The 26,916-nt window shown below is 48.1% G+C and carries 23 protein-coding genes; 19 read left to right on the top strand and 4 right to left on the bottom strand.

Going from position 1 to position 26,916, the window contains the following annotated elements; translation table 11 throughout:
* Positions 1 to 118 precede the first annotated feature (118 nt).
* Entirely contained in the window at positions 119 to 2,191 is a 2,073-nt protein-coding gene (locus tag CVV44_05825) for a hypothetical protein (protein ID PKL39739.1), read from the top strand.
* Positions 2,192 to 3,230: 1,039 nt separating this feature from the next.
* Complete coding sequence (locus CVV44_05820; protein ID PKL39738.1) at positions 3,231 to 6,689, top strand: DNA polymerase III subunit alpha; 3,459 nt, start codon at positions 3,231 to 3,233, stop codon at positions 6,687 to 6,689.
* Between the two features lie 28 nt (positions 6,690 to 6,717).
* On the opposite strand, the gene CVV44_05815 is transcribed toward CVV44_05820, so the two are convergent.
* Positions 6,718 to 7,785 (bottom strand): hypothetical protein, encoded by a 1,068-nt coding sequence (locus CVV44_05815; GenBank protein ID PKL39737.1) that lies wholly within the window; start codon positions 7,783 to 7,785, stop codon positions 6,718 to 6,720.
* 157 nt (positions 7,786 to 7,942) lie between these two features.
* Between CVV44_05815 and CVV44_05810 the strand changes: the two genes are divergently transcribed.
* The 5 genes from CVV44_05810 (at position 7,943) to CVV44_05790 (ending at position 11,466) form a co-directional block, all read left to right on the top strand.
* Positions 7,943 to 8,803, top strand: coding sequence for a hypothetical protein (locus CVV44_05810; GenBank protein PKL39736.1), 861 nt, complete (start codon positions 7,943 to 7,945; stop codon positions 8,801 to 8,803).
* A 70-nt stretch (positions 8,804 to 8,873) separates the two neighbouring features.
* On the top strand, positions 8,874 to 9,743 hold the full coding sequence (locus CVV44_05805; protein PKL39735.1) for a pantoate--beta-alanine ligase: 870 nt from the start codon (positions 8,874 to 8,876) through the stop codon (positions 9,741 to 9,743).
* Positions 9,731 to 10,195, top strand: a complete 465-nt coding sequence (locus CVV44_05800) for a hypothetical protein (protein ID PKL39734.1) — start codon at positions 9,731 to 9,733, stop codon at positions 10,193 to 10,195. The genes CVV44_05805 and CVV44_05800 overlap by 13 nt, the downstream gene beginning before the upstream one ends.
* Positions 10,196 to 10,226: 31 nt before the next feature.
* The gene (locus tag CVV44_05795) at positions 10,227 to 10,718 is read left to right on the top strand and encodes an SRPBCC domain-containing protein (GenBank protein PKL39733.1); all 492 of its coding nucleotides are present in this window, start codon (positions 10,227 to 10,229) and stop codon (positions 10,716 to 10,718) included.
* A 280-nt stretch (positions 10,719 to 10,998) separates the two neighbouring features.
* Complete coding sequence (locus CVV44_05790) at positions 10,999 to 11,466, top strand: hypothetical protein (protein ID PKL39732.1); 468 nt, start codon at positions 10,999 to 11,001, stop codon at positions 11,464 to 11,466.
* A gap of 126 nt (positions 11,467 to 11,592) precedes the next feature.
* Here CVV44_05790 and CVV44_05785 read toward each other — a convergent pair whose 3' ends face one another.
* Positions 11,593 to 12,447: a hypothetical protein gene (locus tag CVV44_05785; protein ID PKL39731.1), complete on the bottom strand. Its 855-nt coding sequence runs from the start codon at positions 12,445 to 12,447 to the stop codon at positions 11,593 to 11,595.
* Between the two features lie 334 nt (positions 12,448 to 12,781).
* Between CVV44_05785 and CVV44_05780 the strand changes: the two genes are divergently transcribed.
* The 11 genes from CVV44_05780 (at position 12,782) to rseP (ending at position 23,693) form a co-directional block, all read left to right on the top strand.
* Positions 12,782 to 15,289: a hypothetical protein gene (locus CVV44_05780; protein ID PKL39730.1), complete on the top strand. Its 2,508-nt coding sequence runs from the start codon at positions 12,782 to 12,784 to the stop codon at positions 15,287 to 15,289.
* Positions 15,264 to 15,908 carry a hypothetical protein gene (locus tag CVV44_05775; protein ID PKL39729.1) on the top strand — a complete coding sequence of 215 codons (645 nt, stop codon included), beginning with the start codon at positions 15,264 to 15,266 and terminating at the stop codon, positions 15,906 to 15,908. Before CVV44_05780 ends, CVV44_05775 begins: the two co-directional genes overlap by 26 nt.
* Positions 15,909 to 15,988: 80 nt before the next feature.
* The gene (locus CVV44_05770) at positions 15,989 to 16,225 is read left to right on the top strand and encodes a hypothetical protein (GenBank protein PKL39728.1); all 237 of its coding nucleotides are present in this window, start codon (positions 15,989 to 15,991) and stop codon (positions 16,223 to 16,225) included.
* Positions 16,226 to 16,442: 217 nt separating this feature from the next.
* Positions 16,443 to 17,327: a 30S ribosomal protein S2 gene (gene rpsB, locus CVV44_05765; protein ID PKL39727.1), complete on the top strand. Its 885-nt coding sequence runs from the start codon at positions 16,443 to 16,445 to the stop codon at positions 17,325 to 17,327.
* Positions 17,328 to 17,428: 101 nt separating this feature from the next.
* Positions 17,429 to 18,022, top strand: a complete 594-nt coding sequence (tsf, locus tag CVV44_05760) for a translation elongation factor Ts (protein PKL39726.1) — start codon at positions 17,429 to 17,431, stop codon at positions 18,020 to 18,022.
* A 3-nt stretch (positions 18,023 to 18,025) separates the two neighbouring features.
* Complete coding sequence (locus tag CVV44_05755; protein ID PKL39725.1) at positions 18,026 to 18,748, top strand: UMP kinase; 723 nt, start codon at positions 18,026 to 18,028, stop codon at positions 18,746 to 18,748.
* A 19-nt stretch (positions 18,749 to 18,767) separates the two neighbouring features.
* Positions 18,768 to 19,322, top strand: coding sequence for a ribosome recycling factor (locus CVV44_05750; GenBank protein ID PKL40127.1), 555 nt, complete (start codon positions 18,768 to 18,770; stop codon positions 19,320 to 19,322).
* Between the two features lie 25 nt (positions 19,323 to 19,347).
* On the top strand, positions 19,348 to 20,064 hold the full coding sequence (uppS, locus tag CVV44_05745) for a di-trans,poly-cis-decaprenylcistransferase (GenBank protein PKL39724.1): 717 nt from the start codon (positions 19,348 to 19,350) through the stop codon (positions 20,062 to 20,064).
* Positions 20,061 to 20,945: a phosphatidate cytidylyltransferase gene (locus CVV44_05740; protein PKL39723.1), complete on the top strand. Its 885-nt coding sequence runs from the start codon at positions 20,061 to 20,063 to the stop codon at positions 20,943 to 20,945. Before uppS ends, CVV44_05740 begins: the two co-directional genes overlap by 4 nt.
* Positions 20,946 to 20,965: 20 nt before the next feature.
* Positions 20,966 to 22,135 (top strand): 1-deoxy-D-xylulose-5-phosphate reductoisomerase, encoded by a 1,170-nt coding sequence (locus tag CVV44_05735; protein PKL39722.1) that lies wholly within the window; start codon positions 20,966 to 20,968, stop codon positions 22,133 to 22,135.
* A 25-nt stretch (positions 22,136 to 22,160) separates the two neighbouring features.
* Positions 22,161 to 23,693, top strand: coding sequence for an RIP metalloprotease RseP (gene rseP / locus CVV44_05730; protein PKL39721.1), 1,533 nt, complete (start codon positions 22,161 to 22,163; stop codon positions 23,691 to 23,693).
* A gap of 71 nt (positions 23,694 to 23,764) precedes the next feature.
* Here rseP and CVV44_05725 read toward each other — a convergent pair whose 3' ends face one another.
* Positions 23,765 to 24,256, bottom strand: a complete 492-nt coding sequence (locus tag CVV44_05725; protein PKL39720.1) for a GNAT family N-acetyltransferase — start codon at positions 24,254 to 24,256, stop codon at positions 23,765 to 23,767.
* Between the two features lie 148 nt (positions 24,257 to 24,404).
* On the bottom strand, positions 24,405 to 25,856 hold the full coding sequence (locus CVV44_05720; GenBank protein PKL39719.1) for a hypothetical protein: 1,452 nt from the start codon (positions 25,854 to 25,856) through the stop codon (positions 24,405 to 24,407).
* A 193-nt stretch (positions 25,857 to 26,049) separates the two neighbouring features.
* On the opposite strand from CVV44_05720, the gene CVV44_05715 reads away from it, so the two are divergent.
* Entirely contained in the window at positions 26,050 to 26,844 is a 795-nt protein-coding gene (locus tag CVV44_05715) for a hypothetical protein (GenBank protein ID PKL39718.1), read from the top strand.
* Positions 26,845 to 26,916: the final 72 nt, after the last annotated feature.

Below are 26,916 nucleotides of genomic sequence, written 5' to 3'. Positions count from 1 at the left end.
GTTCTATCGGGAATAATTGTCTCATTCTGGCTTTTTTGCCGGCATGACGTCAATCAAAATAGGGAAGAAGTGGGAAAATATTGACAGGAAAATCAATCGGGTGTAGATTTGCCACTGTATGCCATTTGTCAAAATAATGTTATGTTCTCTCCTTCTGTTTCCGGCTTGTGATATGGGAAACATGTTCGTGGAGTTTGAAAAACTTCCCGTGCCCATTAACCATGGGATTGTGGATCTGCGTTCCGTTGATCTGGCAAAGAACGGATATGTGCGGCTTTCCGGAGAGGCTGAATTTTACTGGAAGCGGCTTCTTTCTCCGGAGGATTTCAGAAGAGGAAATGTTGATGAGCAACCCCGGTTTATTAAAATACCGGCAGGATGGAACAGTGTGCGCCATAACGGTGATACCCTGCCTGCAACGGGCTTTGGAACGTACCGTTTCATTATAAAAACGAATTATTCCGGAGACATGGCACTTGTTGTAGGCAATCCTAACAGCGCATACCGGCTATGGATCAATGACGTTCCAGTCGGATCAGTCGGGTCCGTGGGCACAAATGCAGCCGATTCAACGCCGGCCAAATACTCCCAGGTTCATGATTTTTTCTCTCACGGAGGAGATCTGGCTGTTACCGTGCAGGTAAGCAATTTTAATTATTATCAGGGCGGCATGACCGAGCTCATGTTTTTTGGATTGAAAGGCCCGCTTCGCGAACGGCAGATCAGGCGCATGTCCCTCGATCTGTTTTTATTTGGAGTCTTTCTTGTCATCGCCCTCTTCAATCTGGCGGTCTTTGCTATCCGGCGGAAAGAAATGGCTCCTCTGTGGTTTGCTCTCTTTGCGATTTTGATTGCCGGCAGGGTGCTGCTTACCAATGAGGTCTATCTTTCCTTTATGTATCCCCATATCAGCTATGAGCTGATCCGCGGAATCGAGTTCATAACAGTTGCCCTGGGCATTGTATTTTTTATTAAATTTTTATCCAATCTCTTTCCTGAAGACATACACCGGTATGTGAATATACTGTTTTATGCCGTGGCAGGAATATATTCGCTGATTATTCTGTTGACACCGTCTCTTACGTTTAGCCGATTTCTCCCCTACTATCACGTGGTCTATCTTGCGGGCGGACTCTATGTGACCTATATTTACCTGCGGGCCTTTATTAAAAGGAGGAGTGGAGCATCAATTTCCATGACGGGCTTTGCCATTCTCTTTCTGACGGTTGTCAACGATATCCTCGCGGCGAATTATATTATCCAGACATATCTCATGATTCAGATCGGGTTTCTGTTTTTCATTGTCGCTCAGTCAATGAGTCTCACAATGCGTTTTTCCCGGGCCTTCTCCCGGGTCGAGGGCCTGTCGGAAAGCCTGGAGAAAAAGGTCCGGGAACGGACCCGGGAACTGGAACAGGAGAGGAACCGGTTTAAAAAAAGAAACGAACTGCTGGAGAAAGAACTCACTCTGGCCAGAAAAATCCAGCAGCAGCTGATACCCCATCCATGGCCCACGAGCTATATAGCCTCCCTGTATAAGCCCATGGAGCAGGTTGGCGGGGACTTCTATGATTTTCTTAAATTCAGGAGCAGTGACCGCATCGGTATATTCTTAAGCGATGTCTCGGGTCACGGCGTACCGGCGGCTTTTATCACCTCCATGGTGAAAACGATCATTCTCCAGTCCGGACCCAGGAGGGAGGACCCGGCCATGCTTCTCACCTATCTGAATGACCTCCTTATCAACCAGACCGGAGAAAATTTCATTACGGCCTTTTACGGCATATATGACCCGGCCACGCGCGTGATACTGTTTGCCAATGCCGGTCACCATGCGCCGTTCATTATTACTGATGATGCTGTAAAACAGCTGAACGGTAAAAGAAGTATGCCCCTGGCGATTGTAGATAACGGCTCGCTGGAAAAAATGAACAAACGTTATTGTAATAACGAGGCAGTCCTTGAGAAAAACAGTAAGGTTCTTTTCTATACCGATGGTCTTACGGAAACGACCCGGTACAATGACACCAGCCTGTATTTTGATGATGAAGTGCTGGAGGGAGTGTTGCTGCGCCAGAAGGGCGAACACTGCAGGGATTTTGTCGACAACATCATGAAAGACCTGGTGCAGTTTCGGGGGAGCGAGAGCTTCGAGGATGATATCTGTCTTATCTGTCTCGATGTGCAATGAGCAAAAAAAAGCCCCAGTGCAACTAACGCAGAGGGGGCAAGGAAGTTTAATGTGTAAAATGATATTCTAATTATCGGCAACACATTGGATTTCTTTAAATAATTTTTTTCAGTATGGTTATTTTTATCAACAGGCATACAGTGAGAAAGCGGTGATTTTTCCGAAGGGGAAATCAGGTGTTTTGTACGGGATGGCCGTTTACCCGATTGCTCCAGCCGCACGATGAACAGCGGAAATCCCCATGATATTTTTCTATTCCCGGCGATATCTCCTGAATTTTTACCATGACAAGCGATTCACAGGTTGGACATCTTTTGGCGATCAATTCGTATCTCTCGTTCTTGTGTGATGGTATCATATAAATCCCCTATATTAAAGAGTGAGTTATCACTCATTATTGATATATTCTTTATCACTGTCAATAAAAATATGTGTAAATCAGATATAAAATAACTGTTTATTCGATTGAGGGTAAAAAGCGCTGTTTAACGGCAGTGCAGGCTGCTCTGTTGTGTCGGGCTTATCCAGGTGCATTCAGAACATTTATAATCGCTGTAATGCGGTTCCCCTGGGCTTTCCGACTGGATTCGTGCCATGACCAGAGAATTACAACTGGGACAGCGTTTCGCCACAAGCTCGAAATGCTCCTCATTTATTGATTTCATAATACCCTCCCCTGTAGTTGTTAATCTAAAACAGAACATATTCACAATATCGTCGGTTTTGTCAACGGATAAAACAATTTAATGCATATTATTGAACAAAAATATCAAAATGCCTGAAAAATAAATATGCAGTTATCCCGGTCAAGAAAATTACGGGTTTCTGTATGGGCTCTGACCCCCGGTACTGTTACGAAATAATTCATATCCCTGGATTTTTTAACTTTACCGGAAATTAATACTTGAAATTATGTCCCTTTGGTGCAAGAAAGTGATAGCCACGGGAAGTCTCATGAATCCTGCTTCAAGTGTGATACGCATTATGCCGAAAAACCTTTCGAGGGGACCCGGGTCTTTTTTAAGCATGGCATCTGTTGATGCCGGAGGAACATAAAACTGTCATGGAATTTATTCATCTACATAATCACTCCGATTATTCCCTTCTGGACGGGGCCATTACCGTGGGCAAGCTTGTCAAAAAGGCCATTGATATGGGTATGCCGGCCATTGCCCTCACGGACCACGGAAACATGTTCGGCGCCATCGAGTTTTATCAGAAGGCCAGGAAGGCGGGGATCACACCTATTATCGGGCAGGAATTCTATATGGCGCCCGGCTCAAGGTTGAGCAAGGAATTCGTAAAGGACAGTAACGAGGAGAAGTCATACCATCTGCTCCTCCTGGCTAAAAACGAAAAGGGCTACAAGAACCTGCTGAAGCTTTCCTCCATCGGATACACCGAGGGTTTTTATTACAAGCCCCGGATCGATATGGAAATGCTGGTAAAACACTCTGAAGGACTCATATGCGGCTCGGCATGTCTGGCCGGCCAGATACCACGCCACATCATGAAGGGGCAGCTGAAGGAGGCCCGTGATCTGGCCGGGACGTACAGTGAAATTTTCGGCCGGGATAATTTTTATCTCGAACTGCAGGACCACGGCATACCGGAACAGGTCCAGGTCAACCGGGAACTGGTGGCCATTTCCTCGGAACTAAATATCCCCCTCATTGCCACGAACGATGCCCATTACGTGAACAGGGAAGATGCCTATTCCCACGAAATACTGCTGTGCATCCAGACCGGAAAAACCATGAAGGACGAGAACAGGATGCGCTTCCCGGGCACCGAGTTTTATCTTAAATCGGGCGATGAAATGCGGACCCTGTTTGCGGAGCTTCCCGACGCCATCTATAACACGCATAAAATATTTGAAATGATAGATCTCACCCTGGACCTGGGGAATCCCATACTCCCCAATTTCGATGTGCCCCAGGGATACAATCTCGATTCCTATCTGAGACACCTGGTTTTTGAGGGTGTCGAGATGCGCTACGGGAAAAATGTTCCCGAAGCAGTGATCCAGAGGATAGAGTACGAGCTGACCGTAATTACCAACATGCATTTTTCAGGCTATTTCCTCATTGTCTGGGATTTTATCAAAGAGGCAAGGAGGATGCAGATACCCGTGGGCCCGGGACGGGGTTCGGCGGCAGGTTCCATGGTATCCTTCTGCCTGGGCATCACGGCACTGGACCCGCTGAAATACGATCTTCTCTTCGAACGATTTCTGAATCCCGACCGTAACGAGATGCCTGATATGGACCTTGACTTCTGCGCCGACAGGCGTGAGGAGGTCATCGACTATGTGAAGCAAAAATACGGAGAGGACAAGGTGAGCCAGATCATCACCTTCAACAAAATGAAGGCCAAGCTTGTGGTGAAAGATGTGGCCAGGGTAATGGATATTCCCTTCGCCCGCGCCAACGAGATAAGCAAGATGATTGCGGAAAACACCCTGCAGGAGTCGCTGAATAAATCGCCGGAACTTCAGAAGCTTTACAAATCCGGCGACGTGGAAAAGGAGCTCATCGATATCTCCCTCCGCCTCGAGGGACTGGCCCGGTCAGCCGGAAAGCACGCTGCCGGTGTGGTCATCTCCAAGGGAGCCCTCACGGAATATGTTCCCCTGTACATGGAACCCAAGGAGGGGAGTATCTCGTCGCAGTACGAGAAGAACACCCTGGAGCAGGCCGGCCTGGTCAAGATGGATTTCCTGGGACTGAAGAACCTTACAGTCATCGATAAATGTCTGAAGCTCATCAAGAAAAACACGGGACTCTTCGTGGATATAGAAACGATTCCACTGGACGACAAAGCCACCTTTGGTGTTCTGCAGCGGGCCGAGACCGTGGGAGTGTTCCAGCTTGAAAGCAGCGGCATGCAAAACCTGCTGCGTCGTCTGGGCCCCACCGTTTTCGACGATATCATTGCCGTGGTTGCGCTCTATCGGCCCGGTCCCCTGGGATCGGGAATGGCCGACGATTTTGTGAAAAGAAAACGGACCCCCAGCCTGGTAAAATACGAACATCCCCTGCTGGAGAGTATCCTGAAGGATACCCTGGGCGTCATAATATACCAGGAACAGGTTATGCTTATTTCCCAGGTGATAGGCGGCTTCACTATGCCCGAAGCGGATAAACTCCGCAAGGCCATGGGAAAGAAAAAGATGGATATCATCAATGAATTGGAGGAAAAATTCCTTGCCGGCGCCGCGAATAATAAAATTGACAAGAGTTTCGCCGAGGAGCTATACGGGCAGATCAAGAAATTCGGCGAGTATGGATTCAACAAGTCCCATTCGGCCGCCTATGCCCTGGTCACGTATCAGACGGCCTATCTGAAGGCCCATTATTCCATACAGTACATGACAGCCCTTCTTTCGACACAGCCCGATGATGTAACGATGCTCATCAATGACTGCCGGAGAATGGGCATCGAGGTGCTGCCCCCGTCCATCAATAAAAGCATGTTCGATTTTACCATAGAAGGGAAGAAGATCCGCTTCGGCTTCAGCGCTATCAAGGGACTGGGGGAGAAGGCCATCGAGAACATTATCAAGACCCGCGAGCAATGCGGGACCTTCAATACCCTGAAGGACTTTTTTGAAAACATCAGCCTGCTGACGGTGAACAAGGGCGTTCTGGAAGCTCTGGTAAAGGCCGGGGCATTCGAGGACATCCATAAAAACCGGGCCCAGCTTTTTGCGTCGATTGAACTCCTCATCGATACGGCCCGTAAGCTCCAGGAGGACAAGGCGTCGGGACAGGGGAATCTTTTCAGCCTGGGTGAGGGCACGCAGGCCTCCGTTGACATTGATCTTCTCGATGTTGCAGAATGGAAGGATAACGAAAGACTGCTTAACGAGAAGGAGGTCCTGGGCCTCTATGTCTCGGGACATCCCCTGGCCAGGTTCGAGGATGAGATCCGCTCCTTCTCGTCAACAACCATCGGCAGGCTTGCAGAAGAAAATAATGAAAGTGATGTTTCCATAGTGGGCGTCATCCATGACTTTACGGTGAAACGTTCGCAGAAAAGCGGTAAAAAATATGCCACGGGCTTTCTCGAGGACCTGGAGGGGACCATCGAGCTTTTGGCCTTTGCCCGCGTGGTGGAAAAGAACGAAGATCTGCTCATGTCGAACCAGCCCGTCATGGTGAGCGGTAAAATAGAGATGGACGGCGATGTACCGAAAAAAATAATCGTCAACAGCGTGCGCGCCCTGAAGGACGTTCGGCGAGAAGCCATCTCGGCCATCCATATCAAGCTGGACCCCATCGGTGTTGATGAAAAGATACTCGATATGATCAAATCGACTTTTTTAAGGTACAAGGGAGACTGTCCCATATTCTTCCATGTGAATGAGCGGAACGACCGGGAAAAGATAATCAAGGTTCACAACACCTTCAATATCACGCCATCGGAAGGACTGGTGAAGGACTTGTCGCAGATACTGGGACAGGAGAGCATCCGCTACACCATAGGCCATCAGTAAAGGTGTCGGGGAATATTCAAATAACAATTTATTGATGTTCCCTTATGAGGTGAAGGGATTTTTTCAGCAGGTTGTATCCCTTTGCCTGGGAAAGAACGGCGTTATTCGATTCAGTGATGTTGATGGTGATATTGCTGAAGCTTCCCAGGTCCTTGGTCAGGATCTGTATAAGTGACGGCGTCAGCGTCGAGTCCACAATGCATTTATCCGTCAGGTTTATAATGATGGCATCATCTCCGGCGAAGACCTTCTCCGTGCCCAGTCCCTTCCTGACAGCGATTATAACCTTATCTGCCGTTTCTATGAGGGTTTTATTCACCCAATGGCCCATTACATAGAACTGGTTGCTCTCCAGCTGATTCATGCTGCCGCTCTTAACCGTTTTTATTTCACCGTCGATATATACCTTTTTATCATCGAGGCGGTAAAGCACCTTTGCAGCCTCATAGTCCCCCGTGTTGATAGACGCTTTGGTTTCCTTCAATCTTTTTAGATGTTTCCGGGCGTATATGGCTTTGATCATGGTGTCCATGACGACATGGATGTCGTTGACGGAACTTTCGGTGCTCATGGCCCTGATATAAAAAAGCTGATTGAAGTGGTAAGAGTTGCTTTTAAGCTCATTGATAAAGGAATTTACGATTTTATCCGAGGTGGAGAGTATCTTGAGGATGCGCAGCGGGTCCGATTCTATCTGTCGTGCCCGGGCCAGATCGTTCTTTTCCGCAAGGAGGAGAAAATTCCCGCGGAGCTTTTCGAATCCCGCGCCCCGGGCAAGGATGATGCAGGAGATGAGTAAAGTACGCAGGAGCTTCATCCCGTCAGGATCCAGCTGCTTACCCACACCGGTATCGATCTTATAATCCATGATGAACAGAAAAGGGAAGCCTGTTTCCCTGATGAAACGCACAAGCTCGCTCCGCATGAAACTGGTGTTTCCGGTCTGCCCGATGCCCTTCTTTATCATGTCAATGGAATGAAGGTTGCTGTAATCGTCGGCAATATCCATCCCGTGCTTTGTTATTATACCCTTCAGTGTCTCGGAAAGGTCTTGGTATTTTGAGATCTGAATTATTTTATTTGAACTCTCCAGCACTGTGTGGCTCTCCCTTGTTGAAAAGGCAATCGTTTTGATCGTTGATATTGACTTTATCCCAATGAGGGGATTTTTTCAAGAATAATATTTGACGTCTCCGTTGATTTACATATAAAGATGCAATTGCTGAACACATCAAAAGGCGGCACAGGTAAAGATGGAAACGATTTCATGCATTATATGTGAAAATGATAATACAAAAAAACTCTTTGAGAAGGCCTCCCGCGACGGCGAGCGGTTTCAGCTCGTTCAATGCCGAAGCTGCGGTCTGCAGTACATCAATCCGCGGCCCGGAGAGGAAGAAATAGGGAAATATTACGGAGCCGAGTATTTTACCCGGCGTACCGAGAGGGGATATAATAACTATTTTTCACCGGAACTGAAACGGGAGATCGAACGGGTTTTTACGCTGAATCTGGAAGACCTGGGTTTTTTTGGATTTGAGCAGGGCCTGGATGGCGAGAAGAGGTGCCTCGATATCGGCTGCGCCGCGGGTTATTTTGTCGGGTTCATGAAGGACCGGGGCTGGGACGCCCGAGGCATAGATATATCCCATGAGTGTGTGGAATTCGCCCGCAGTGGGGGACTCAATGTGGTCAGGGGTGATTATCTCGATGCCGCCTTCGACGGTCCCTTTGACGTTATAACCCTCTGGGCGAGCATCGAGCATCTTCATCATCCCCACCTCTTCCTTGAAAAGATAAGCAGGGAGCTGGCCCCTGGCGGCAGGCTGTATATCTCCACGTGCCGTGCCGGCGGCCTTAACTTCATGAAGTTTTTCGGAAGCGCATGGCGTTTTTATAATTTTCCCGAACACCTGTATTATTTCTCCCGTTCAAGCATGAAAAAGCTTCTGGAGAAAAACGGGTTTTCCATTCTGGCCCGGGAGACCTACGGCAGCGGTGCAGGGAAGCCCGGTTCGTGGTTGAGAAAAACCGCCGATTTTACCGCAAAGCACTTCAGCTTGGGAGACATGATGATCCTGGCGGCGAAAAAATCCCGGTCTGATTCTTTTTAATTGACACGGGCATAGCCGGCGGCGATCATGATGTGCGGGAACGTGAATAAATTATCAGAGGAGCTCGTCCATGGATATTGTATATTCCATAGCAGAGGTTCGTGAAAAGATCAGCGAGGCCAGGATCAGGGGACTCAGCATTGGATTCGTCCCAACCATGGGCTTTCTCCACGAGGGGCATCTGAGCCTGGTGAGAGAGTCGCGGAAGCATACACGGTACCAGGTCATGAGCATTTTCGTCAACCGCATGCAGTTTAATGACCCGAAGGATTTTGATGCATATCCAATAGACCTGGAACGTGATTTTAAGCTGGCCCGCGAGGCCGGTGTTGATCTGGTGTTCGTTCCCGACGAGAAGGAAATATACAGCGACCGGAAAACCTATATCGACATGGATATTTTTACCGACCACCTCTGCGGCTCGGCGCGCCCCGGCCATTTCCGCGGCGTGTTTACCGTGGTGGGCAAGCTCTTTAATATCATACAGCCCGACGTGTCTGTTTTCGGCCAGAAGGATATTCAGCAGGCCGTGTCCATCGAGAAAATGGTTTTCGATCTGAACTTCCCCGTGAAGATCATCATCTCTCCCACAGTGCGTGAGGAGGGCGGCCTGGCCATGAGTTCCCGCAACAAGCATTTGAAGGAAGCCGAGCGGAAAAGCGCCCTGGTCATTTACCGGGGCCTTCAGAAAGCCGAAGAAATGCTGAAGACGGGGGAGCGGCGCTGGGAAACCATACGAGCTGAAATGGGGAAAATCATCGCCTCGGGAAATCCCCGGTCCATCGATTACATCACTGCCGTGAGCTACGCGGATCTGCAGCCCGTCAGTAAGATGGCCGAAAAGTCGGTGATTGCCATTGCGTCTTTTTTCGGCGCCACGAGGCTTATCGATAATATGATAATAGAAATAAAGGGAGACGGGGTAACATGTATTTATTGAGAAAACAGGCAGGACTGTGGGTTGCCGTCCTGACTATCTTCATATCGTGCGTATCCGGTGGTCCCCTGACACCCGAGGATTCCTTCCATGATCTCCGCAGGGCCTTCGCATCGCAGGACGCCGTTCTTTTAAAAAAAATTATCTCCAGGGACAGCCTGGCAAAGATGAAAAAAATTATCGCCCATATTTCCACCATGAGCGAAGAGCAGAAAAGCGGGATATCGGCCCTGTACGGCATTCCCCGCGAGCGTCTGGAAACGATTACTCCCGATGATTTCTGCTCCCTCTACATTGTCACGCAAAACAAGGGCCCGATGGGGCAGGCACTCCGGTCCGATATCGTCAGCCGCGAGCAACAGGGCGATCATGTCATTATGAGCGTCGCTTCGGGCGTCCGCTTTTCCTTTGTGAAGGAAGGGCCATACTGGAAGTTTGATCTGACCGGACTGTAGGAACCGGTTTCAACCAGAGAGGTGTAATTGCATGAAAAAGGTACCAATCGTAATTCTGCTGCTCGTGTTCATCGTTCTCCCTCTTTTATTGCTGGGGAAAAAAAGCATCAAAACAGACATTGTAATAAATGCTCCGGTTGATAAGGTCTGGAACGTGCTGATTGATTTTGATAAGTATCCGGAATGGAATCCTTTTATTCGAAAGGCAACAGGAATTATAAAAACAGGGAATACTATCGAAGTTACATTCCAAACAAAGGGAAGTAATCCTGTCGTCTTCACACCAAAGATCATTTTGTTTAAAGAGTATAATGTATTACGCTGGGAAGGCAGGCTGTTGATGCCGGGGATTTTTACCGGGCGGCATACTTTTCAGGTTAAATCGATTGGTACCGGTAAAACACAACTCATTCAAAAAGAAAAATTTTATGGCATTCTGGTTCCTTTTTTCAGTTTTGACTCAACGGTCGAGGGTTTTACATTGATGAATGAGGCGCTGAAGAAACGAGTGGAAAATAAATAGAATTATATTCTGTTGGATAGATGTGGCCGGAATCACCGGCCGGGTGAGGTATCCCGGTTTCCCGGGACTTATGGAACGAAGAGGGGGCCTCGCCGCCCCCTCCTCGACCTCCCCGGCGGTCGCTGGCCGCGACGGGCTAAGACATAAGGTTTCAGGTAACTCACTCAGAGCACGCTGTGGAGGCACATCGTGTGCCATCCTCGCGTGCGACACAGCAGCCCGGTCGTCCATGACCGGTCTGAATGGGGAATAGATCATAACTTTTATTCAGGAAAGCAATATGACTATTGAGTATAAAATCATTACGTTTTGGTTTAAAGTATTACCAATTAGTATAATTATTTTTACCGTTATCTTGTCGTGTTCCGAAAAGAAAATAATCGATCTTGATAAAATTGAATTTAATGATAATATTAAGCGAGTAGTTGCTAATGAAAATGGCCCAATTATTTTGCCCAAACTTTTAAGTCAAATTAAGTTGTCATATCCTAAATTAGCAAAAGAAATGAATGTCGAAGCTAAAGTATTTACCATGACAACTATTACTAAGGACGGAACAGTTGATGATGTTGAAATATTAAAAATATATTTCAATAAAAATGTGACTGAAAATTCTGAAAGAAAACTACATCAGGAATTCAGTGAGGCAACTATCTCTACATTAAAACAACAAAAATTTTCACCTGGGTTATATAAGGGCCAAAAAATTAAAGTAAGGATGGATATTCCAGTAAGATATAGATTATAATAATGCTGAATAATATCCGTGACGCCACAGATATTGCCTGTCTTCAGTCCTTTTATTTACCTCAACTGGTATCTTGCAGACAGCCCTCTCCTTTGGGAGAGGGCGCGGCGGAGCCGGGGTGAGGTCTTACGACGCTATCTTCGCCTTGTAGTTCATGAGGAGCTTCTCGGCCTTCTTGTTCTGGCCTTTGAAGATGTAGAGCATGCTGAGCCGGGAGATTTCCGATACGGCGGGCCGTTCTCCCAGCATGTTTTTCTCCAGTTCCTTTATGGCCTTTTCCACGTCGCCGACTTCTTTTACCTTGCTTTCATACGTGAGATTCTGAAGATAGGTCTTGAATTTTGCGTATCGGGGCTGTGATTCCAGGGCTTCCGTGAGATAGTCCACGGCCTCAGTGAAGCGTCCCAGATAATAGCAGCAGAAGCCGTAGTATTTCTTGATAAAGGACTTATCGTCGGCGGTGTCCTTTATATTGTCCAGACATGCCAGGACCTTTTCGTACTGTTTCCATTCGTAGTAAATGTAGGACAGTATATAATTGGCCTTCATATGCTTCATGTCGATGTTGATGACCCTGCCCAGGTAGGTTTCAGCTTCCTTGTATTTCTTATCGTCATAGAATATGAGCCCGGCATAATAGTTCCCTTCGAGAAAATCGGGTTTCATTGTCAGGGAATCGAGGAAATACTGGAGCGCCTTTTCGGGCCGTCCCGAGTTGTAGTACTCCACGCCGATATTCAGGAGGACCCGGTAATGCTTCTCTATTGTCAGGGCCTGCAGGTAGGCCGAAACGGCCAGGTCGCTGTTCCCCATGCCGGAATGTATTTCGCCGATATTGTTATAGGCCTCGACGAATCCGGGATAGATGTCGATTGCCCGCCGGTATTCGGCAAGCGCTGTTGCCAGGTCACCCCTGGTGGAAAGCTCCAGCGCATTATTGTATATGGTGACAGCTTCTGTCGGGACAGAGATGGAATTCATAATAAACCCCTCACATGTAAATTCTTGCGGTCTTCCGCTTCACGGCAAACGGCCATGTCAGCCTGAGATTTCGCGTATCTTTTACATTTATCGGATGAACCGATAAATTAATGTAGAATATATTGCTTAAAAAATCGTTTCATGCCGTGAATCGGAAGCTCCTTTATTACTTATTGTTAATGAAAAACCTAATTTTTAGAGGTGCCCATAAATACATTGACAGGATGTGTAATATTTGCAAATATGAAGGAACAAGCTAAAAGCCGGGAGTTTCCGCTCCTGAAGAATACCGCCAAGGGAGTTTTTCAGGACAGTATCGGCGATACTGATCCATATGAATGGTATGATGAGAAAAAGATACGCGCACATCATTGGGTTTTGTCTTCTGCTCTTTTTTTTATCAGCCCGGCATCTCCAGGCTGATAATGTCTTTATAATCGATCCAGATTTTAAAAAACTGGACATCGGTACCGGTTTTGAAATGCTGGAGGACGGAAAGAAAACTCTCACCATCGATCAGGTCCTCAGGCCGGAAATATCCTCCCTGTTCGTCATGAAAAAACAGATTTCTCCGTCCTTCGGTTTCACCAGTTCCGCCTACTGGGTCCGGTTCAGGGTGGAAAACCGAACCGGCTCCGACGTCACGTTCCTGCTGGAAACGGCCTATCCCCTTCTCGACGATATCAGGCTCTACCGTGTTGACGACCGGGGTACTATACTCGAATCAAGAACGGGGGGAAAGATGCGCCCCTTCCGCGAACGAGAGGTGGATTACCGCAACTGGGTGTTCCGCTGCACAGAAAAGGCCGGAGCCGGGACCACCTATATTCTCAGGGTGACCACGGAGAGCTCCATGAACCTGTCCATGCACCTGTGGACTCCCGACGTTTTTTTTTATAATGTGACAAGGGAAAACGTCCTGCAGGGGATTTATTACGGCGCCATACTGGTGATGCTCATCTACAACCTTTTTCTGTTTTGCTCTATTCGGGATATGAGCTATCTTTTTTATGTCCTGTATTATGCCTTTTTTCTCATGTTCCAGCTGAGCCTGAACGGCCTTGCAGCCCAGTATTTATGGCCTGGATCGCAGTGGTGGGCCAACAACAACCTGGTCTTTTTCATCCTGCTGTCAATCATCTTCGCCCTTAATTTCTGCCGCACCTTCCTGGAGATGGAGCGTACTATCCCCAGGATGAACGAGATTTTTCTCGTCCTGATCATGTTGCTTATCATATTTGTTCCCTTTTCCTTTTTCCTGAATTACCGCATCATGATGATGGGGGCCATTTCCATCACTTTTATGACGGCCCTGCTGGTTTCCATCTCCCTGGTGAAGGTCCTGAAGAAGGGATTCAAGCCGGCGCGCTTTTACGCCATAGCCTGGAGTTTTTTCTGGGTCATGGTTGTTCTTCACGGACTTAAGTCCTTTGCCCTGATTCCCGATAACATGGTCACGCAGTGGGGGATGCAGGCCTCTTCATTCATGGAGGTTGTCCTTATATCCCTGGGTCTTGCCGACAGGATTAATTATCTGAAAAAAGAACTGGAATCCCTGAACGAGAACCTGGAAAATATCGTCGAGGAACGCACCGAGGAGATAAACTCCATCCTCAACCGCATGGAAAAACGCGATAACGAGTTGCAGCAGGAGCTTGACCTGGCCGCCGATATCCAGCGCGGGATTCTCCCCCAGACGCCCTTCTATCATGAAGGGATTGCCGTTGAGGCCTGGTCCCGTTCCATGGGGAAGGTGGGAGGAGACTTTTTTGACATATTCCAGATGCAGGGCGGCCATGTGGGAGTGCTCATCGCCGACGCCTCGGGACACGGAATGCCCGCAGCCTTTATTACGGCCCTGGCCAAAATCAGTTTTGCCGAGACGATCCAGACCCAGCTTTTCCCGCGGGATATTTTTGTCAATGTGAACAATGAACTCATGAAAACCATCAAGACCGATGATTTTGTCACGGCCTTTTTTCTCGTTATCGGTCCCACCTACGAGGTCTTCTACGGCAATGCATCGCATGTACTTCCCCTTGTTCTCCGCCGGGAAGGACTTACGGTGGAGGAGTGGGATACCAATGGATTGTTCATGGGCGCCATGGATATAGCCAACGAGATGTATGAGGACCGCCAGGACATTCTCAATTTCGGCGACAGGGTGCTGCTCTTAACCGACGGTCTGTCCGAGGCGAAAAACACTGAAGGCGAAAGCTTCGGCAGCGGCAGGCTGAAGAATATATTGACTGAAACCGCCCATCTCTCTATCGGTGAGGTCAGGGACAGAATCATGAAAGAATGGAACGGGTTTACCCGGGGAACCGAGCAGAGCGACGATGTGACCCTGGTGATAGTGGAGATCGATCCCGTGTACCGTGACCTGGTTCTGTTCCGTGAAAAAGGATTCAAACTCCTGTCGAAGGGCAGTTACGATGAGGCAGTCACGGAGCTGGAAAAGGCCCTGGCCATTGACGCCAGCGATGAGAAAACACACCTCTATGTGGGAGAGTGCTACCTGAACGCCGGTAACTATCCGCGCGCCGTGGAGCACTTGAAGGAGTATCTGGGCAAAAATGAAATTGATGCCAATGTGTGGTGCCACCTGGCCGAAGCCTATCTTCATCTGCGCAATTTTTCCATGGCCTACCAGGCGGCCCAGAAGGCCCTGCAGTTCAGGAGCAATTTTGTCCGCGCCCTGGTCGTATCGGGCCTGTCACTGAAAAATCTTCAGAAGAAAAAGGAAGCCTATGTCGTCTGGAAAAAACTTCTCACCATTGACCCCAAGCATGAAATGGCCCTGCAGGAAATTCAGCATGTTCAGGATGAATTCGGCAAGTAGGATATTTCTTTCCCTTCTCTTTCTCTTTGGCGTTTCCGCGGCCCATACCGCCGATGTGAAAATACCCGTGGAGCCCGGGGTCGTCGATCCCGCATTGTCGTCGAAGAAAACTGAATTGAAAAATGTGAAGAATGCTCTTTCCCTTCCCGCGGCCATAACCTTTGCCTCGGGAAATGTTCTCCGGGGCTCCCTGCGTTTCCTGGTGAAAGACATGGTCATAAGCGCAAAGGATACCCATGACGGCAGATCCAGGAGGATATCTCTGGAGGAGATTACGGGTCTTGGCATCCTGCGCTGGCAGGGCCGTAAGGAAAAGGGAGGCAGCTATGCGTTCTATCCTGCCCTGGCAACCCTGAGCCTGAAGAGCGGAGATGTATACCGGATCGGTTCGCTTACACAGTTTTATCGTCTCTACTTCACCTACTCCGGACAGGAAAGCATTGTTTATTCATATTTTTATGTACAGCGAGATAAAAACGGATGGGTGGGGTATGGAAATAACACTATTGATTATCCTGAAACCCATCCGCACAACCAGACCGTGGTGGAAATCCGCTTTTTTAATAAAGCCGATGAGACCCAGCCCGCCCAGGATCTGTTGAAGTACTTTCTGAAATAGGACCTTCATGTGTAATTCATGAAAAAAACTTGACAAAAGCCGCTCGTGAAAAAGTATGTTTGTAACAGGAGTTTTCATTAATGACTTTTGACCGTTCCAATACTTGGTACTTTATCGCTTTTATACTCATTGGTGCCATTCTGGGATCGGCTCTGGGGTCATTACTGGTAAAAGCCTTTCCCGATCTGGCCGTTCTTACGCGGAGCCTGACCGGGCCTGTGGGATTCAATCTCGAAATAATTTCGTTCAGCCTGAAATTAAATCTTTCGTCGATTATCGGTCTTGTGGCCGGTATATTTATTTTTCGGAAGATTTAGGCCGCGCCTGCGGCTATCAATTGCACCCTGAATAAGGGTGTGTACCAGAAATCGGACAGGGGTCCGATTGCCAACTCTCCGTGAGAAGCGGCAATTAATTAATTTATCTAAATGAATCTCCTGCGGAACGGCATGTTCCGCCCGAGTATACAGCACCTGCGGAAAATCCCTTTGGGGACCGGGTGCATTAATTTATTATTATCAGGGGGTAATATCATTGGCAGTAGTATCAATGAAAGCGTTACTTGAGTCTGGCGTGCATTTCGGCCATCAGACCAGACGATGGAATCCTAAAATGGCGCAGTATATCTTCACGGCCAGAAATGGAATTCACATAATAGATCTTCAGAAGACCATGCAGAGAGTGAAAGTAGCCCATGGGGCCATGAAGGATCTGGCCTCCAATAACGGCAAGGTTCTCTTTGTAGGTACAAAAAAACAGGCTCAGGGCGCCATCGTGGAATATGCGCAGAAGTGCGGTATGTTCTATGTAGCCGAGCGCTGGCTGGGCGGGCTCCTGACTAACTTTAAAACCGTAAGCAAATCCATCGAGCGCCTGAAAGAGCTGGAAAAAATGCAGGCAACCGATATTTGGGAAGCGGAAACGAAAAAAGAAAGGCTGGATCTGCAGCGTGAGTTGGATAAGAAAAACAAAATTCTTGCCGGCATCAAAGACATGAAAAAACTTCCCGATGCCCTTTTTATCATCGATCCGAAAAGGGAATCAATCGCGGTAAATGAAGCGCATAAGCTGGGCATTCCCATTTTCGCTGTTGTGGACACAAACTGTAATCCCGATGAAGTAGATTTCCCCATTCCCGGCAACGATGACGCTATTCGCGCAATCGCCCTGTTTCTGGATGTAATGGTCAATGCCATTGTGGAAGGACAGTCGGGCGGCCAGGCCGATCTCGTGCAGGTGGAAGACGAAGAGGGTCTCGTCGAAAGTGAAGAGACTGAACTTGACGTCCCCGAACCTGATAGCAAACCCGCCGAAGAAACAGCCGGAGAAGATGCGCCTAAAGGAGCAGTAAAAGCGGACGCCAAGGACAGTGACTACGGCGAATATGATGAGTATGACGAAAAGAAAAAGACCTGGTAATACAGGATCTTTTTCTTTCGCATAAAATAGTCGCGCGTCTTTCTCTGAAAAGACCGGAAGCTGCGCGTGCTGTTTGACTAAATGAAAAAAGGAGAAATATCGTGGCTGAAGTTAGCAGTGATATGATTAAGGAATTACGTGAAAAAACACAGGCAGGGATGCTGGATTGCAAGAAGGCGCTTATCGAGACCGGCGGTGACATGGATAAGTCCGTCGAGCTTCTTCGCAAGAAAGGCCTTGCCGCCGCCGATAAAAAAATGGGAAGGGAAGCGACGGAAGGAATTATCGCCTCCTACATCCACTCAAATCAGAAAATCGGGGTTCTTCTCGAGCTGCGCACCGTTACGGATTTCGTTGCTCGAAACGAAGACTTCCAGATTCTTGCCAAGGAACTGTGCATGCAGATAGCGGCTGCGTGTCCCCTCTATATCAATAAAGAGGAAGTTCCCGCCGACATGCTTGAGAAGGAAAGGGAAATATACCGCGAGCAGCTGAAGCAGAGCGGCAAACCCGATAATGTTATTGAAAAAATCGTCGAAGGCAAGCTGAATAAATTCTATTCCGATGTATGTCTGCTCGAGCAGGAATACATCAAGGATAACAAGATCATCATCAAGGATCTCATCAAGGAAAAGATCGCTACCTACGGTGAGAATATTGAAGTAGGCCGTTTTTCCCGTTTTCAGATCGGGTAATCCATGAAATCTGAATCGGGATCCCGGTATAAGAGGATACTCCTGAAGCTGAGCGGGGAGGCCCTGGCCGGTGAGGAAAAAACCGGCATCAACCCGAAAATTCTGGCGGACGTCGCCGGGGAAATCCGTGATATAACGGCCTCCGGCGTCGAGGTTGCCATGGTTATCGGAGCCGGAAATATTTTCCGGGGTTCTCTCGGCGAGAAGCTGGGAATAGACAGGGCCACGGGGGATTATATGGGGATGCTGGCCACGGTGATGAATTCACTGGCCATGCAGAACGCCCTGGAGCAGCTGCAGGTACCGGCACGGGTCATGACTGCCCTGGAAATGAAAGAGGTGGCTGAGCACTATTCCATACGGAAGGCTCTCAGCCATCTGGAAAAGGGCCGCGTGGTAATAGCCGCCGGAGGCACGGGGCATCCCTTCTTTACCACCGATACGGCTTCGAGCCTCAGGGCCATAGAGCTCGGGGCCGACGTTATGCTCAAGGCGACGCGGGTGGATGGGGTCTATACGAGCGATCCTGAAAAGGACCCTTCCGCCAGGAAAATAGACAGTATTTCATATATTGATGTGATTCAGAAACAGCTCAGGGTTTTAGACTTGACGTCTGTTTCATTATGTATGGATAATAAGTTGCCGATTATCGTCTTTAATCTTTTCGATAAAGGTTCGTTGAAAAAGGTTGTGATGGGAGAAAAAATCGGCACGTTAATATCCTGATGAAGGAGTCATTTGTATGGTGGAAGATATAATTTTAGACGTAGAAGACAGAATGAAAAAAAGCATTGCCGCCCTGCAGAAGGATTTTGTGGCAATACGGACGGGAAGGGCGAATCCGGCCATGTTTGACGGTATTAACGTCGATGTCTATGGAACACAGATGCCACTGAACCAGGTGGCGACGATTTCAATACCGGAACCCCGTCTGGTTATCATTCAGCCCTGGGATGCCGGAAATCTGGGCAATATCGAGAAAGCGATTCTCAAATCCGATCTATCGGTCAATCCAAATAATGACGGAAGGCTCATCCGTATTCAGATTCCCGATCTTACCGAGGAGAGGAGAAAAGAATATGTGAAGGTGGCGAAACATAAGGCCGAGGAATGCCGTATCTCCATCCGCAATGTCCGCAGGGACGGGAATGATATGATCAAGTCCCTTGAAAAGGATAAGGATATATCTGAAGACGATTCGAAAGGCGCTTTGGCCAGGATCCAGAAGCTCACGGACAAATTCGTGGAAGATGTTCAGAAACTGACTGATAATAAAGAAAAAGAAATTCTCAGCCTTTGAGGGGCTGCCTGAATCTCAAAAATAAATGAAAAAATACAAAGACCTATTAGATCCATCGAGAATTCCGGCCCATATCGGCATCATCATGGACGGGAATGGACGCTGGGCCAAAAAAATGGCGCTGCCCCGTGCTGAAGGTCATAGAAAAGGGGCCGAGGTCATCGAACCCCTCATGGATGTCTGCCTGGACCTTGGTGTAAAGGCCGTATCCTTATATGCCTTTTCCACGGAGAACTGGCTCAGGCCCAGCACCGAGATCTTTGCTTTATGGAAACTCCTGGACTATTTTTTTGATACGAAACTGGAGACCATCAAACAGAAAGGCATATCGGTCCGCCATTCAGGAACTACGGGCAAACTCCCCCCAAAAACTCGAAAAACCATCCTCAACGCCGTCGAGGAAACAAAGAAAAACAGGAAGGCCGTTCTCAATCTCTGTATCAATTACGGCGGCCGGCAGGAAATTGTCGACGGGGTGAATAAATGGCTTGCGGAGCGGGGGAATTCTGAAAAATTTACCCAGGGTAAAATGGAAAAATATCTTTATACGGCGGGACTGCCCGAGGTCGACCTGGTCATACGCACCAGCGGGGAATGCCGGATCAGTAATTTTTTATTGTGGCAGCTCGCCTATGCGGAACTCGCTTTTATTGATGTACTGTGGCCGGATTTTATGCCGGAACATCTGTATAAAGCAATTTATGATTATCAACAGAGAGAAAGGAGATACGGCGGATTATGAATGACAGGACAAAGGAAACGATAAAACGTATCGCCAGCGCCCTTGTGGCATTGCCGGTGTATTTTTTCGCCATTATTACAAGCAGTTTTCAGGATATTCCCCTGGTGGTGATCTCCCTCGTGATCTCCATGATCTGTCTTCTGGAGTTTTACCAGATATCCGAAAGGGAAGAGGGAAAACCTTTTATCGCGGCAGGCATGGTCATGGCCTTCCTGGTCAATATCATCATGTACCTTTTTGCCTTCGGGAAGGTTTACGGATATAACAGCATGGTGGGCGCCTTTGATGCCCGTCTCATGTTTGCTGTTATTGTACTCTTCCTGGCAGTGCTGGCATTTCTGCAGCTCTTCCAGAGGCCCCTGAAGGGAGGCATCTATTCACTGTCCGTCACGGTCTTCGGTGTCATCTTTATTGTATTATCCTTTTCACACATTATCCTGATGAAGGCTCTGAAAGACGGATTGTATTATATCTTAATTTTGAATGCCACGGTCATGCTCAATGATACCGGCGCTTATTTTGGTGGTGTGTTATTCGGAAAACACAAGACGAAATTTCCTGCCTCGCCGAACAAATCATGGGAAGGATATTTTTCCGGTCTGCTTTTCAGCATGCTCGGCATGATGATTATTAACCAGGTCTTTGCTTCTTTTTTTGGCAGGAATCTTTTCACCATGGTGGAGGCCGCACTCATCGGTATGGGCCTGAGCTTTTTCGGCAGTATCGGCGATCTCATCGAGTCAGCCGTTAAAAGAGACGGAATTATAAAAGATTCGGGATCAATAATCCCGGGTCACGGCGGCATGTGGGATGTCTTTGACGCCCTCATCGTCACTACGCCCCTGTTTTATTATTATCTCATTGTGAAGGGTATTCCGTAGAAATCAGTACCGGTTCCGATATGTCAAAAACAATTACCATACTGGGTTCTACGGGGTCCATCGGGCTTTCGTCGCTTCGCGTTCTAAGAATGTTGGGCGACAGTTATACGGTCTATGGCCTTTCATGCTGCAGGAATCTGCCGGAGCTTGAGAAACAGATTGATGAATTCCGTCCCTCCGCTGTTGCAGTTGATTCTATCGAAGTACAGTCGAGCGATCATTTCAGGCGGCTTAAGGGCAGGTATCCCGGCGTGGAGTTCATCGAGGGTGAAGACTGTGTGGCCCTGCTGGCAGGAAGGTCCGTTGATGTTGTTGTTTCCGCAATCGTGGGCGCAGCCGGCCTGCGGCCATCCTTTGCCGCATTGAACGCGTCGCCTCGGATAGCGCTGGCGAACAAGGAGACGCTGGTCATGGCAGGCCCGCTTTTCATGTCGGCGGTGAAGGATCGCGGCGTGGAACTTATCCCCGTAGACAGCGAGCACAGCGCTATTTTTTCACTCCTGCACGATAAAAGGCGCGGTGATATAGACAGAATAATTCTCACGGCGTCGGGCGGCAGCCTGAGAAACACGCCTATGGAAAGCCTGGCGGACGTATCACCGGAGCAGGCTCTGGACCATCCCACGTGGAATATGGGCAGCAAAATAACCATAGATTCGGCGACTCTCATGAATAAGGGTCTTGAAGTGATAGAAGCACATCATCTTTTCAATGTGGATTATGAGCATATCGATGTGATAATTCACAAAGAAAGCATCGTCCATTCCATGGTGGAGACTGTGGATGGTTCCGTCTTTGCGCACCTGGGGATAGCCGATATGGCCCTGCCCATACTCAATGCGCTCACCTATCCCGAAAAAATACGTAACAATTTCGGGAGACTCGATCTCACAAAGTATGGTTCTCTGAACTTTCACGTTTGTGATGATGCGAGATATCCGGCACTGAAGCTCTGTTATGAAGCGGGTAAAAGGGGCGGTACGGCGCCGGCGGCGCTCAATGCGGCGAACGAGATCGCCGTTGATGCTTTTCTGAAAAGAGAAACCGGTTTTACCGATATAGCGAAAATTGTCGAAAAAACACTGGAACAGCACGGCGTCGTGGACAATCCCTCCCTCGGTGATATTCTCGATGCCGACCGCACTGCCAGGGAAATATCCGCCGGATTTCTGAAAAACAAAAGGAAGTAAATATTACGAATTGAGGTGACTTACTATGATGTATGTAACATATATTCTATCCGCCGTGGTCCTTCTCGGGCTCTGCATATTTATTCACGAGCTGGGACATCTTCTGGGCGGGAAGCTGGTGGGAATAAAAGCGAAGGTCTTTTCCATGGGATACGGCCGGGGCGTTTACAAGAAGACGGTCAATGATACGACCTACCAGGTTACCCTCATACCCTTTGGAGGGTATGTGCAGTTTTACGGGGAAGATCCGTCGGAATCCAGGGTCGGCAAGGATTATGAGTTTCTCAGCGCGGCTCCCTGGAAGCGGATTGTAACCGTTGCCATGGGTCCCATGTTCAACCTTTTCTTCGGTATCCTGCTTTTTTTCGTCATGAATATGGTGGGATATACAAAGGAGACGAACAGGGTTTACATTCCTGAGGAGTACAGGGAAGAAGTCACTCTCTCTGCCGCCTACAAGGCCGGTATCCGGGACGGTGACCGCATAACCGCAATAAATGGTAAACGCATGAACGGCTTCGATGATATCCAGTCGCAGGTGATCTTTTCCGACGGGAAAGAACTTTCAATCGAAGTAGAGCGCGATGGTAAAAAAAGCATCTATGCTGTTGTGCCTTCCCTTTCGCCCCATACGGGCAGGTACGCCATAGGTATTATTCCCTTCGGGAACAGGGTGATGATCGCCGACGTGGCTCCCGATGATGTGGCATCCCGGGCGGGTTTGCAGCAGCTTGACGAGGTGCTGAAGGTCGACGGCAAAGAAATAAGGACTCCTGAAGAGTTTACCGACTATGTAAAGGTGCGGATGGGGCAGAGCATAACCTTCGATATACTCAGAAGCGGGAAAAATAAAAAGGTAACAGTCACGCCCCGGTCGAACGTCTACGTCAGCATCGACGGCAATCCCATATTTGACAGCCGCATCCTCGATGAAGTGGTAAAGGACATGTCTCTGAAACTCAACGGTGATACGGTTTTTTCCCGGGAAAATTTTATGGAATATATCCGGAAGAACAAGGATAAAACAGTGACACTGGAGCACAAGGGCAAATCAGTTACAGGAAAAATTTCCCTGGAGGAGCGTGGATTCATCGGTGTGTATCTCGCTATAGCTCCTGAAATGGTCGAGGTAAAGTTCGGCGTAATCGATGGACTCGCCCATGCCTTTGTTGAACCCTATGACTTCATCGTGATGAACGTGAAGGGCATCGGTATGCTCTTTGCCGGAGAAATGAATGTGCGGGAAAACCTGTCGGGGCCCATTCGCATAGCAAAGATTGCCGGAGACGTGGCCTATTACAAGGGAATCGCCGCATTTATTCTTCTCATGGCGAAGATATCAATTGTTCTCATGGTAATGAATCTTCTGCCCATACCGGCTGTGGATGGCAGCCACCTCCTCTTTTTCACGATTGAGGCTATCCGGGGAAAACCTCTTAATCAAAAAATCATGGAGCGCATCCAGACCGTGGGTGTCCTGATTCTCATTCTGATCGGAATTTTTGTCATCGTCAATGACATTTCCATGCTGCCGATTATTCAGAAATTGTTTAACTGACAGCATTTCATCGCATCGCATTGTACGGACAGGTCGCGACCTGTCCGTACAATGCGATGCCACCCCTACATTTATGCACATGGTTTTTCCATAATTAAAACATTTAAAATTGTACCTTCCATATTTTCCTGCCGGCGTTCTATTTCAAGGAAACCATGCTTGAGGTAGAACCGGACCCCCTTGATGTCGTTTTCCTCCACCTCGAGGTGAACGGTCCTGGCTTCAGGGAAATTGTCGATTGACTTTTTCAGGAGCCGGGTGCCGATACCCCGGTGCTGATGCTGGGGGTGAACATACAATCTTCCCAGTACAATATTTTTTTCATCATTAATTACGGCCGTGGAAAGTCCCACAAAGGTCCCGTCTTCGTTTACGGCAATGAGGAAATGGACATGGGGATTCTGTATCTGTTTCCTGAGAAGCTGCGGATTATGCCACAATTCCGTTACCTTGTGGATGATCTTGTCCGAGAGAAAGCTGGCGTAGGTGTCGGCCCAGGTATAACTCAGGAGCTGTTCAACATCGGGCAGATCGTTTTCCGTGACTTCTCTTATGGTAATCATGGATATACCTCACGTTATGCATATTTGACGCGGGTCGCCGCCTTAAACAGGCTCAATTGTGTTTAGAGACGTTCCGGCAGGACGTTTCCCGCTCCGCTGCCGTGATGATTTTAATATACCATAAGAGAGGGGGGAAGGTCAAGCAGGTTTATTTGCCTGCGCCTGAATGCAGCAAAGCCATGGCTTTATATACATTCTTGTAATCGTTGGAGGCGTTCCAGAAGAGATAACCCCGGCCGCCCGAGTCGTTCGAGGCCTTGATCTGTTCTATGATGTATTCCGGTGAATAGGAGCTCACTTTCCATTTAAATGCCTGAAGCCAGGGTCTTACTATTACATTATTGCCGGAGAGCCGGGCCATTACTTTTTTGTTGCCATTGAATATGAAGTAGTAGGGGTGATCGGCGGGATTGCCGTAGCCGTCGAACTCATCGTTGAAATGAGACGGGTAAAGCATGGGTGAGATATAGTCGCAGTACCGGGACAGGAGTTCGATCCTCTGGCCGGTCCGGATAATATCCACTTCTTTGCCCCAGGCTACAACGCCGAATATATCAATGGAAAGACGGACATTTTTTTCCTGCAGACGCTCCCGGGCACGTTTCAGGAAATATGTGATGGCCTGGTCTTTAGACATCGTACCGAAGTCATAGGCGTAGTCTGCATCCTTCAGGTCGCCCACAGTGGGGAACCGAATATAATCAAACTGTATTTCATCGGCTCCCTTGTCGGCGATCTCACAGGCCAGCTCGATATTGTAGTCCTGGACCGCCTTGCTGGTGGGGTCGCACCACATCTCTTTTGCTCCCTTATTCCAGATGCCGCCGGTGCGACGCGAGCGTATTGCCAGAGAAGGAGCCTTTTTGACAATCAGCTGGTCATGAAAAACCGCGATGCGCGCGATGACATAGATGTTCTGTTCCTTCATGCGGCGGATGAAAAGTTCGATATTATCTATGGGATTTTTGTCATGGGCGTTTATTTTTATCGCCAGGGGGACCCTGCTTTTATAGCTTACTGTGCCGGGGATATCCTTCACATCGAAAACTACGGCATTCAGCCCTATTGTATGAAACCGGGGAAACAGGGCCAGGGTATTTTCATCACCGGCGGTAAGTCCCGTGAAATAAAGAGCCTTTGCCTCCAGGATGGGCGGTTTACGGATATTTCTCAATTCCGTCATGAAGGGCGGCAGGGCACCGGGAATGATCACCGGTTTCCCGCCTTTTATGGCTATTCCATTGATACCGTTAATGGACTGGATGGCGTTTTTAAGCCGATGATTCCGGTAAAAGGAGGTGAAGGAAATAATTTTTTCCGCCACTTCATTCAGGGATGTCTCCGCGTTATTATTGTATATAAGGAAAGGACCACAATGGGTGAATCCCGCTGGAAGAACGGCATAGGTATTTACAAGGGGTGTTTCTATCTGACCTGTATGGTATGATTGCCGGGCGAAGGCCCTGTCGGCCATGGAGAGAAGAAAGCCGCGGATGATATCATTCACATATATGATTCGATAATAATTGCTGCTGATGAGGAATACGGCAAAGATGAAAATCAGGGTTGTGAGGATAAGATTTTTTGTATGCTGTGTCATTTGATTTCATTTTCCCGTGGGTTTGTGACTTTCTCCTAAAATGACCCAATTATTCAATTATTTTTTTTATTACCGGGGTCATAAAACAAATTTTTTAAGAATTGTCATGAAGCGCGCTAAAGATGAGAATTGTAATTGATTTCTCAGGGCCATTTTTTATAGTATAGGCATAGAGAGCAAAGGCTGGCAGCAGATGAAGAGCATAGAAAACATAGCGGTAATGGCTGGAAGCCGGGTATTGAATATATGGAGCGGCATCAGCGGATTCTACACCTATATCAGGTCTATTGCCATGTCCTTCCATTCAATGCGGTATCTCAGGTTTCGCTCCATCTACAGCATCATCATCAACCAGACGCGCTTTACCGGTATCGATGCTCTTCCCTTTGTCGTTCTCATTGCCCTGCTCATCGGTGGAACTGTTATCATACAGGCCATGACATCTCTTCCCAAGTTCGGTATCGAAGGCTTCCTGGGCAACCTCATGGTAATAATTATCGCCCGTGAGCTTGGCCCCCTGATTACTGCCCTCATCGTCATAAGCAGGTCCGGTTCGGCAATAACCGCTGAAATAGCCACGCAGAAACAGAACGGGGAGATCCTGTCCATGGAAATCATGGGGATCGACACGAAGCTTTATATCGTGTTCCCGCGTATCATGGCTTCGACCCTTTCTATTTTTTCTCTCATTGTGATATTTGATCTCATCGCGTTCGTGGGCGGTTATGGTATCTCCCAGATAACGGTCTATATCCCCGTCGATGTATTTTTTCAGGCGCTGCTCAACGCCTTCAGTCTCAAGGATGTCCTGGCCATGGTCCTGAAGAGTATAATATTCGGTATAATAATACCACTCATCTGCTGCTTTTATGGATTCAAACCGCGTTCCAAGTTTGAAATACCGATATTTGTTTCCCGTGCAGTTATCAGGACGCTTTTTACTATTTTAATTATAAACACAGTTGTATCCATACTCTTTTATCTGTAGTTTTATATAGAGGGACTGCCCCGTTATGAAGGCAGAAGAAGAACGAAAACAATGCCATCAAAAGGCAAATAG

Source organism: Spirochaetae bacterium HGW-Spirochaetae-1, assembly GCA_002839375.1.
Taxonomy (GTDB): Bacteria; Spirochaetota; UBA4802; order UBA4802; family UBA5550; genus PGXY01.
The sequence above is the reverse complement of the archived record's forward strand: the minus strand, read 5'-3'. Positions and strand labels throughout refer to the sequence as shown.

Excerpts from the sequence above, each read along its gene's own strand:
- CVV44_05810 (PKL39736.1), top strand. The coding sequence starts at position 7,943 with ATGGAAACGATTTCATGCATTATATGTGAAAATGATAATACAAAAAAA.
- CVV44_05825 (PKL39739.1), top strand. The coding sequence starts at position 119 with ATGCCATTTGTCAAAATAATGTTATGTTCTCTCCTTCTGTTTCCGGCT.
- CVV44_05795 (PKL39733.1), top strand. The coding sequence starts at position 10,227 with ATGAAAAAGGTACCAATCGTAATTCTGCTGCTCGTGTTCATCGTTCTC.
- CVV44_05820 (PKL39738.1), top strand. The coding sequence starts at position 3,231 with ATGCCGGAGGAACATAAAACTGTCATGGAATTTATTCATCTACATAAT.
- CVV44_05725 (PKL39720.1), bottom strand. The coding sequence starts at position 24,256 with ATGATTACCATAAGAGAAGTCACGGAAAACGATCTGCCCGATGTTGAA.
- uppS (PKL39724.1), top strand. The coding sequence starts at position 19,348 with ATGAAAAAATACAAAGACCTATTAGATCCATCGAGAATTCCGGCCCAT.
- CVV44_05800 (PKL39734.1), top strand. The coding sequence starts at position 9,731 with ATGTATTTATTGAGAAAACAGGCAGGACTGTGGGTTGCCGTCCTGACT.
- CVV44_05790 (PKL39732.1), top strand. The coding sequence starts at position 10,999 with ATGACTATTGAGTATAAAATCATTACGTTTTGGTTTAAAGTATTACCA.
- CVV44_05755 (PKL39725.1), top strand. The coding sequence starts at position 18,026 with ATGAAATCTGAATCGGGATCCCGGTATAAGAGGATACTCCTGAAGCTG.
- CVV44_05735 (PKL39722.1), top strand. The coding sequence starts at position 20,966 with ATGTCAAAAACAATTACCATACTGGGTTCTACGGGGTCCATCGGGCTT.
- CVV44_05780 (PKL39730.1), top strand. The coding sequence starts at position 12,782 with ATGAATGGTATGATGAGAAAAAGATACGCGCACATCATTGGGTTTTGT.
- CVV44_05805 (PKL39735.1), top strand. The coding sequence starts at position 8,874 with ATGGATATTGTATATTCCATAGCAGAGGTTCGTGAAAAGATCAGCGAG.
- rseP (PKL39721.1), top strand. The coding sequence starts at position 22,161 with ATGATGTATGTAACATATATTCTATCCGCCGTGGTCCTTCTCGGGCTC.
- CVV44_05720 (PKL39719.1), bottom strand. The coding sequence starts at position 25,856 with ATGACACAGCATACAAAAAATCTTATCCTCACAACCCTGATTTTCATC.
- CVV44_05775 (PKL39729.1), top strand. The coding sequence starts at position 15,264 with ATGTTCAGGATGAATTCGGCAAGTAGGATATTTCTTTCCCTTCTCTTT.
- CVV44_05770 (PKL39728.1), top strand. The coding sequence starts at position 15,989 with ATGACTTTTGACCGTTCCAATACTTGGTACTTTATCGCTTTTATACTC.
- CVV44_05740 (PKL39723.1), top strand. The coding sequence starts at position 20,061 with ATGAATGACAGGACAAAGGAAACGATAAAACGTATCGCCAGCGCCCTT.
- CVV44_05785 (PKL39731.1), bottom strand. The coding sequence starts at position 12,447 with ATGAATTCCATCTCTGTCCCGACAGAAGCTGTCACCATATACAATAAT.
- CVV44_05715 (PKL39718.1), top strand. The coding sequence starts at position 26,050 with ATGAAGAGCATAGAAAACATAGCGGTAATGGCTGGAAGCCGGGTATTG.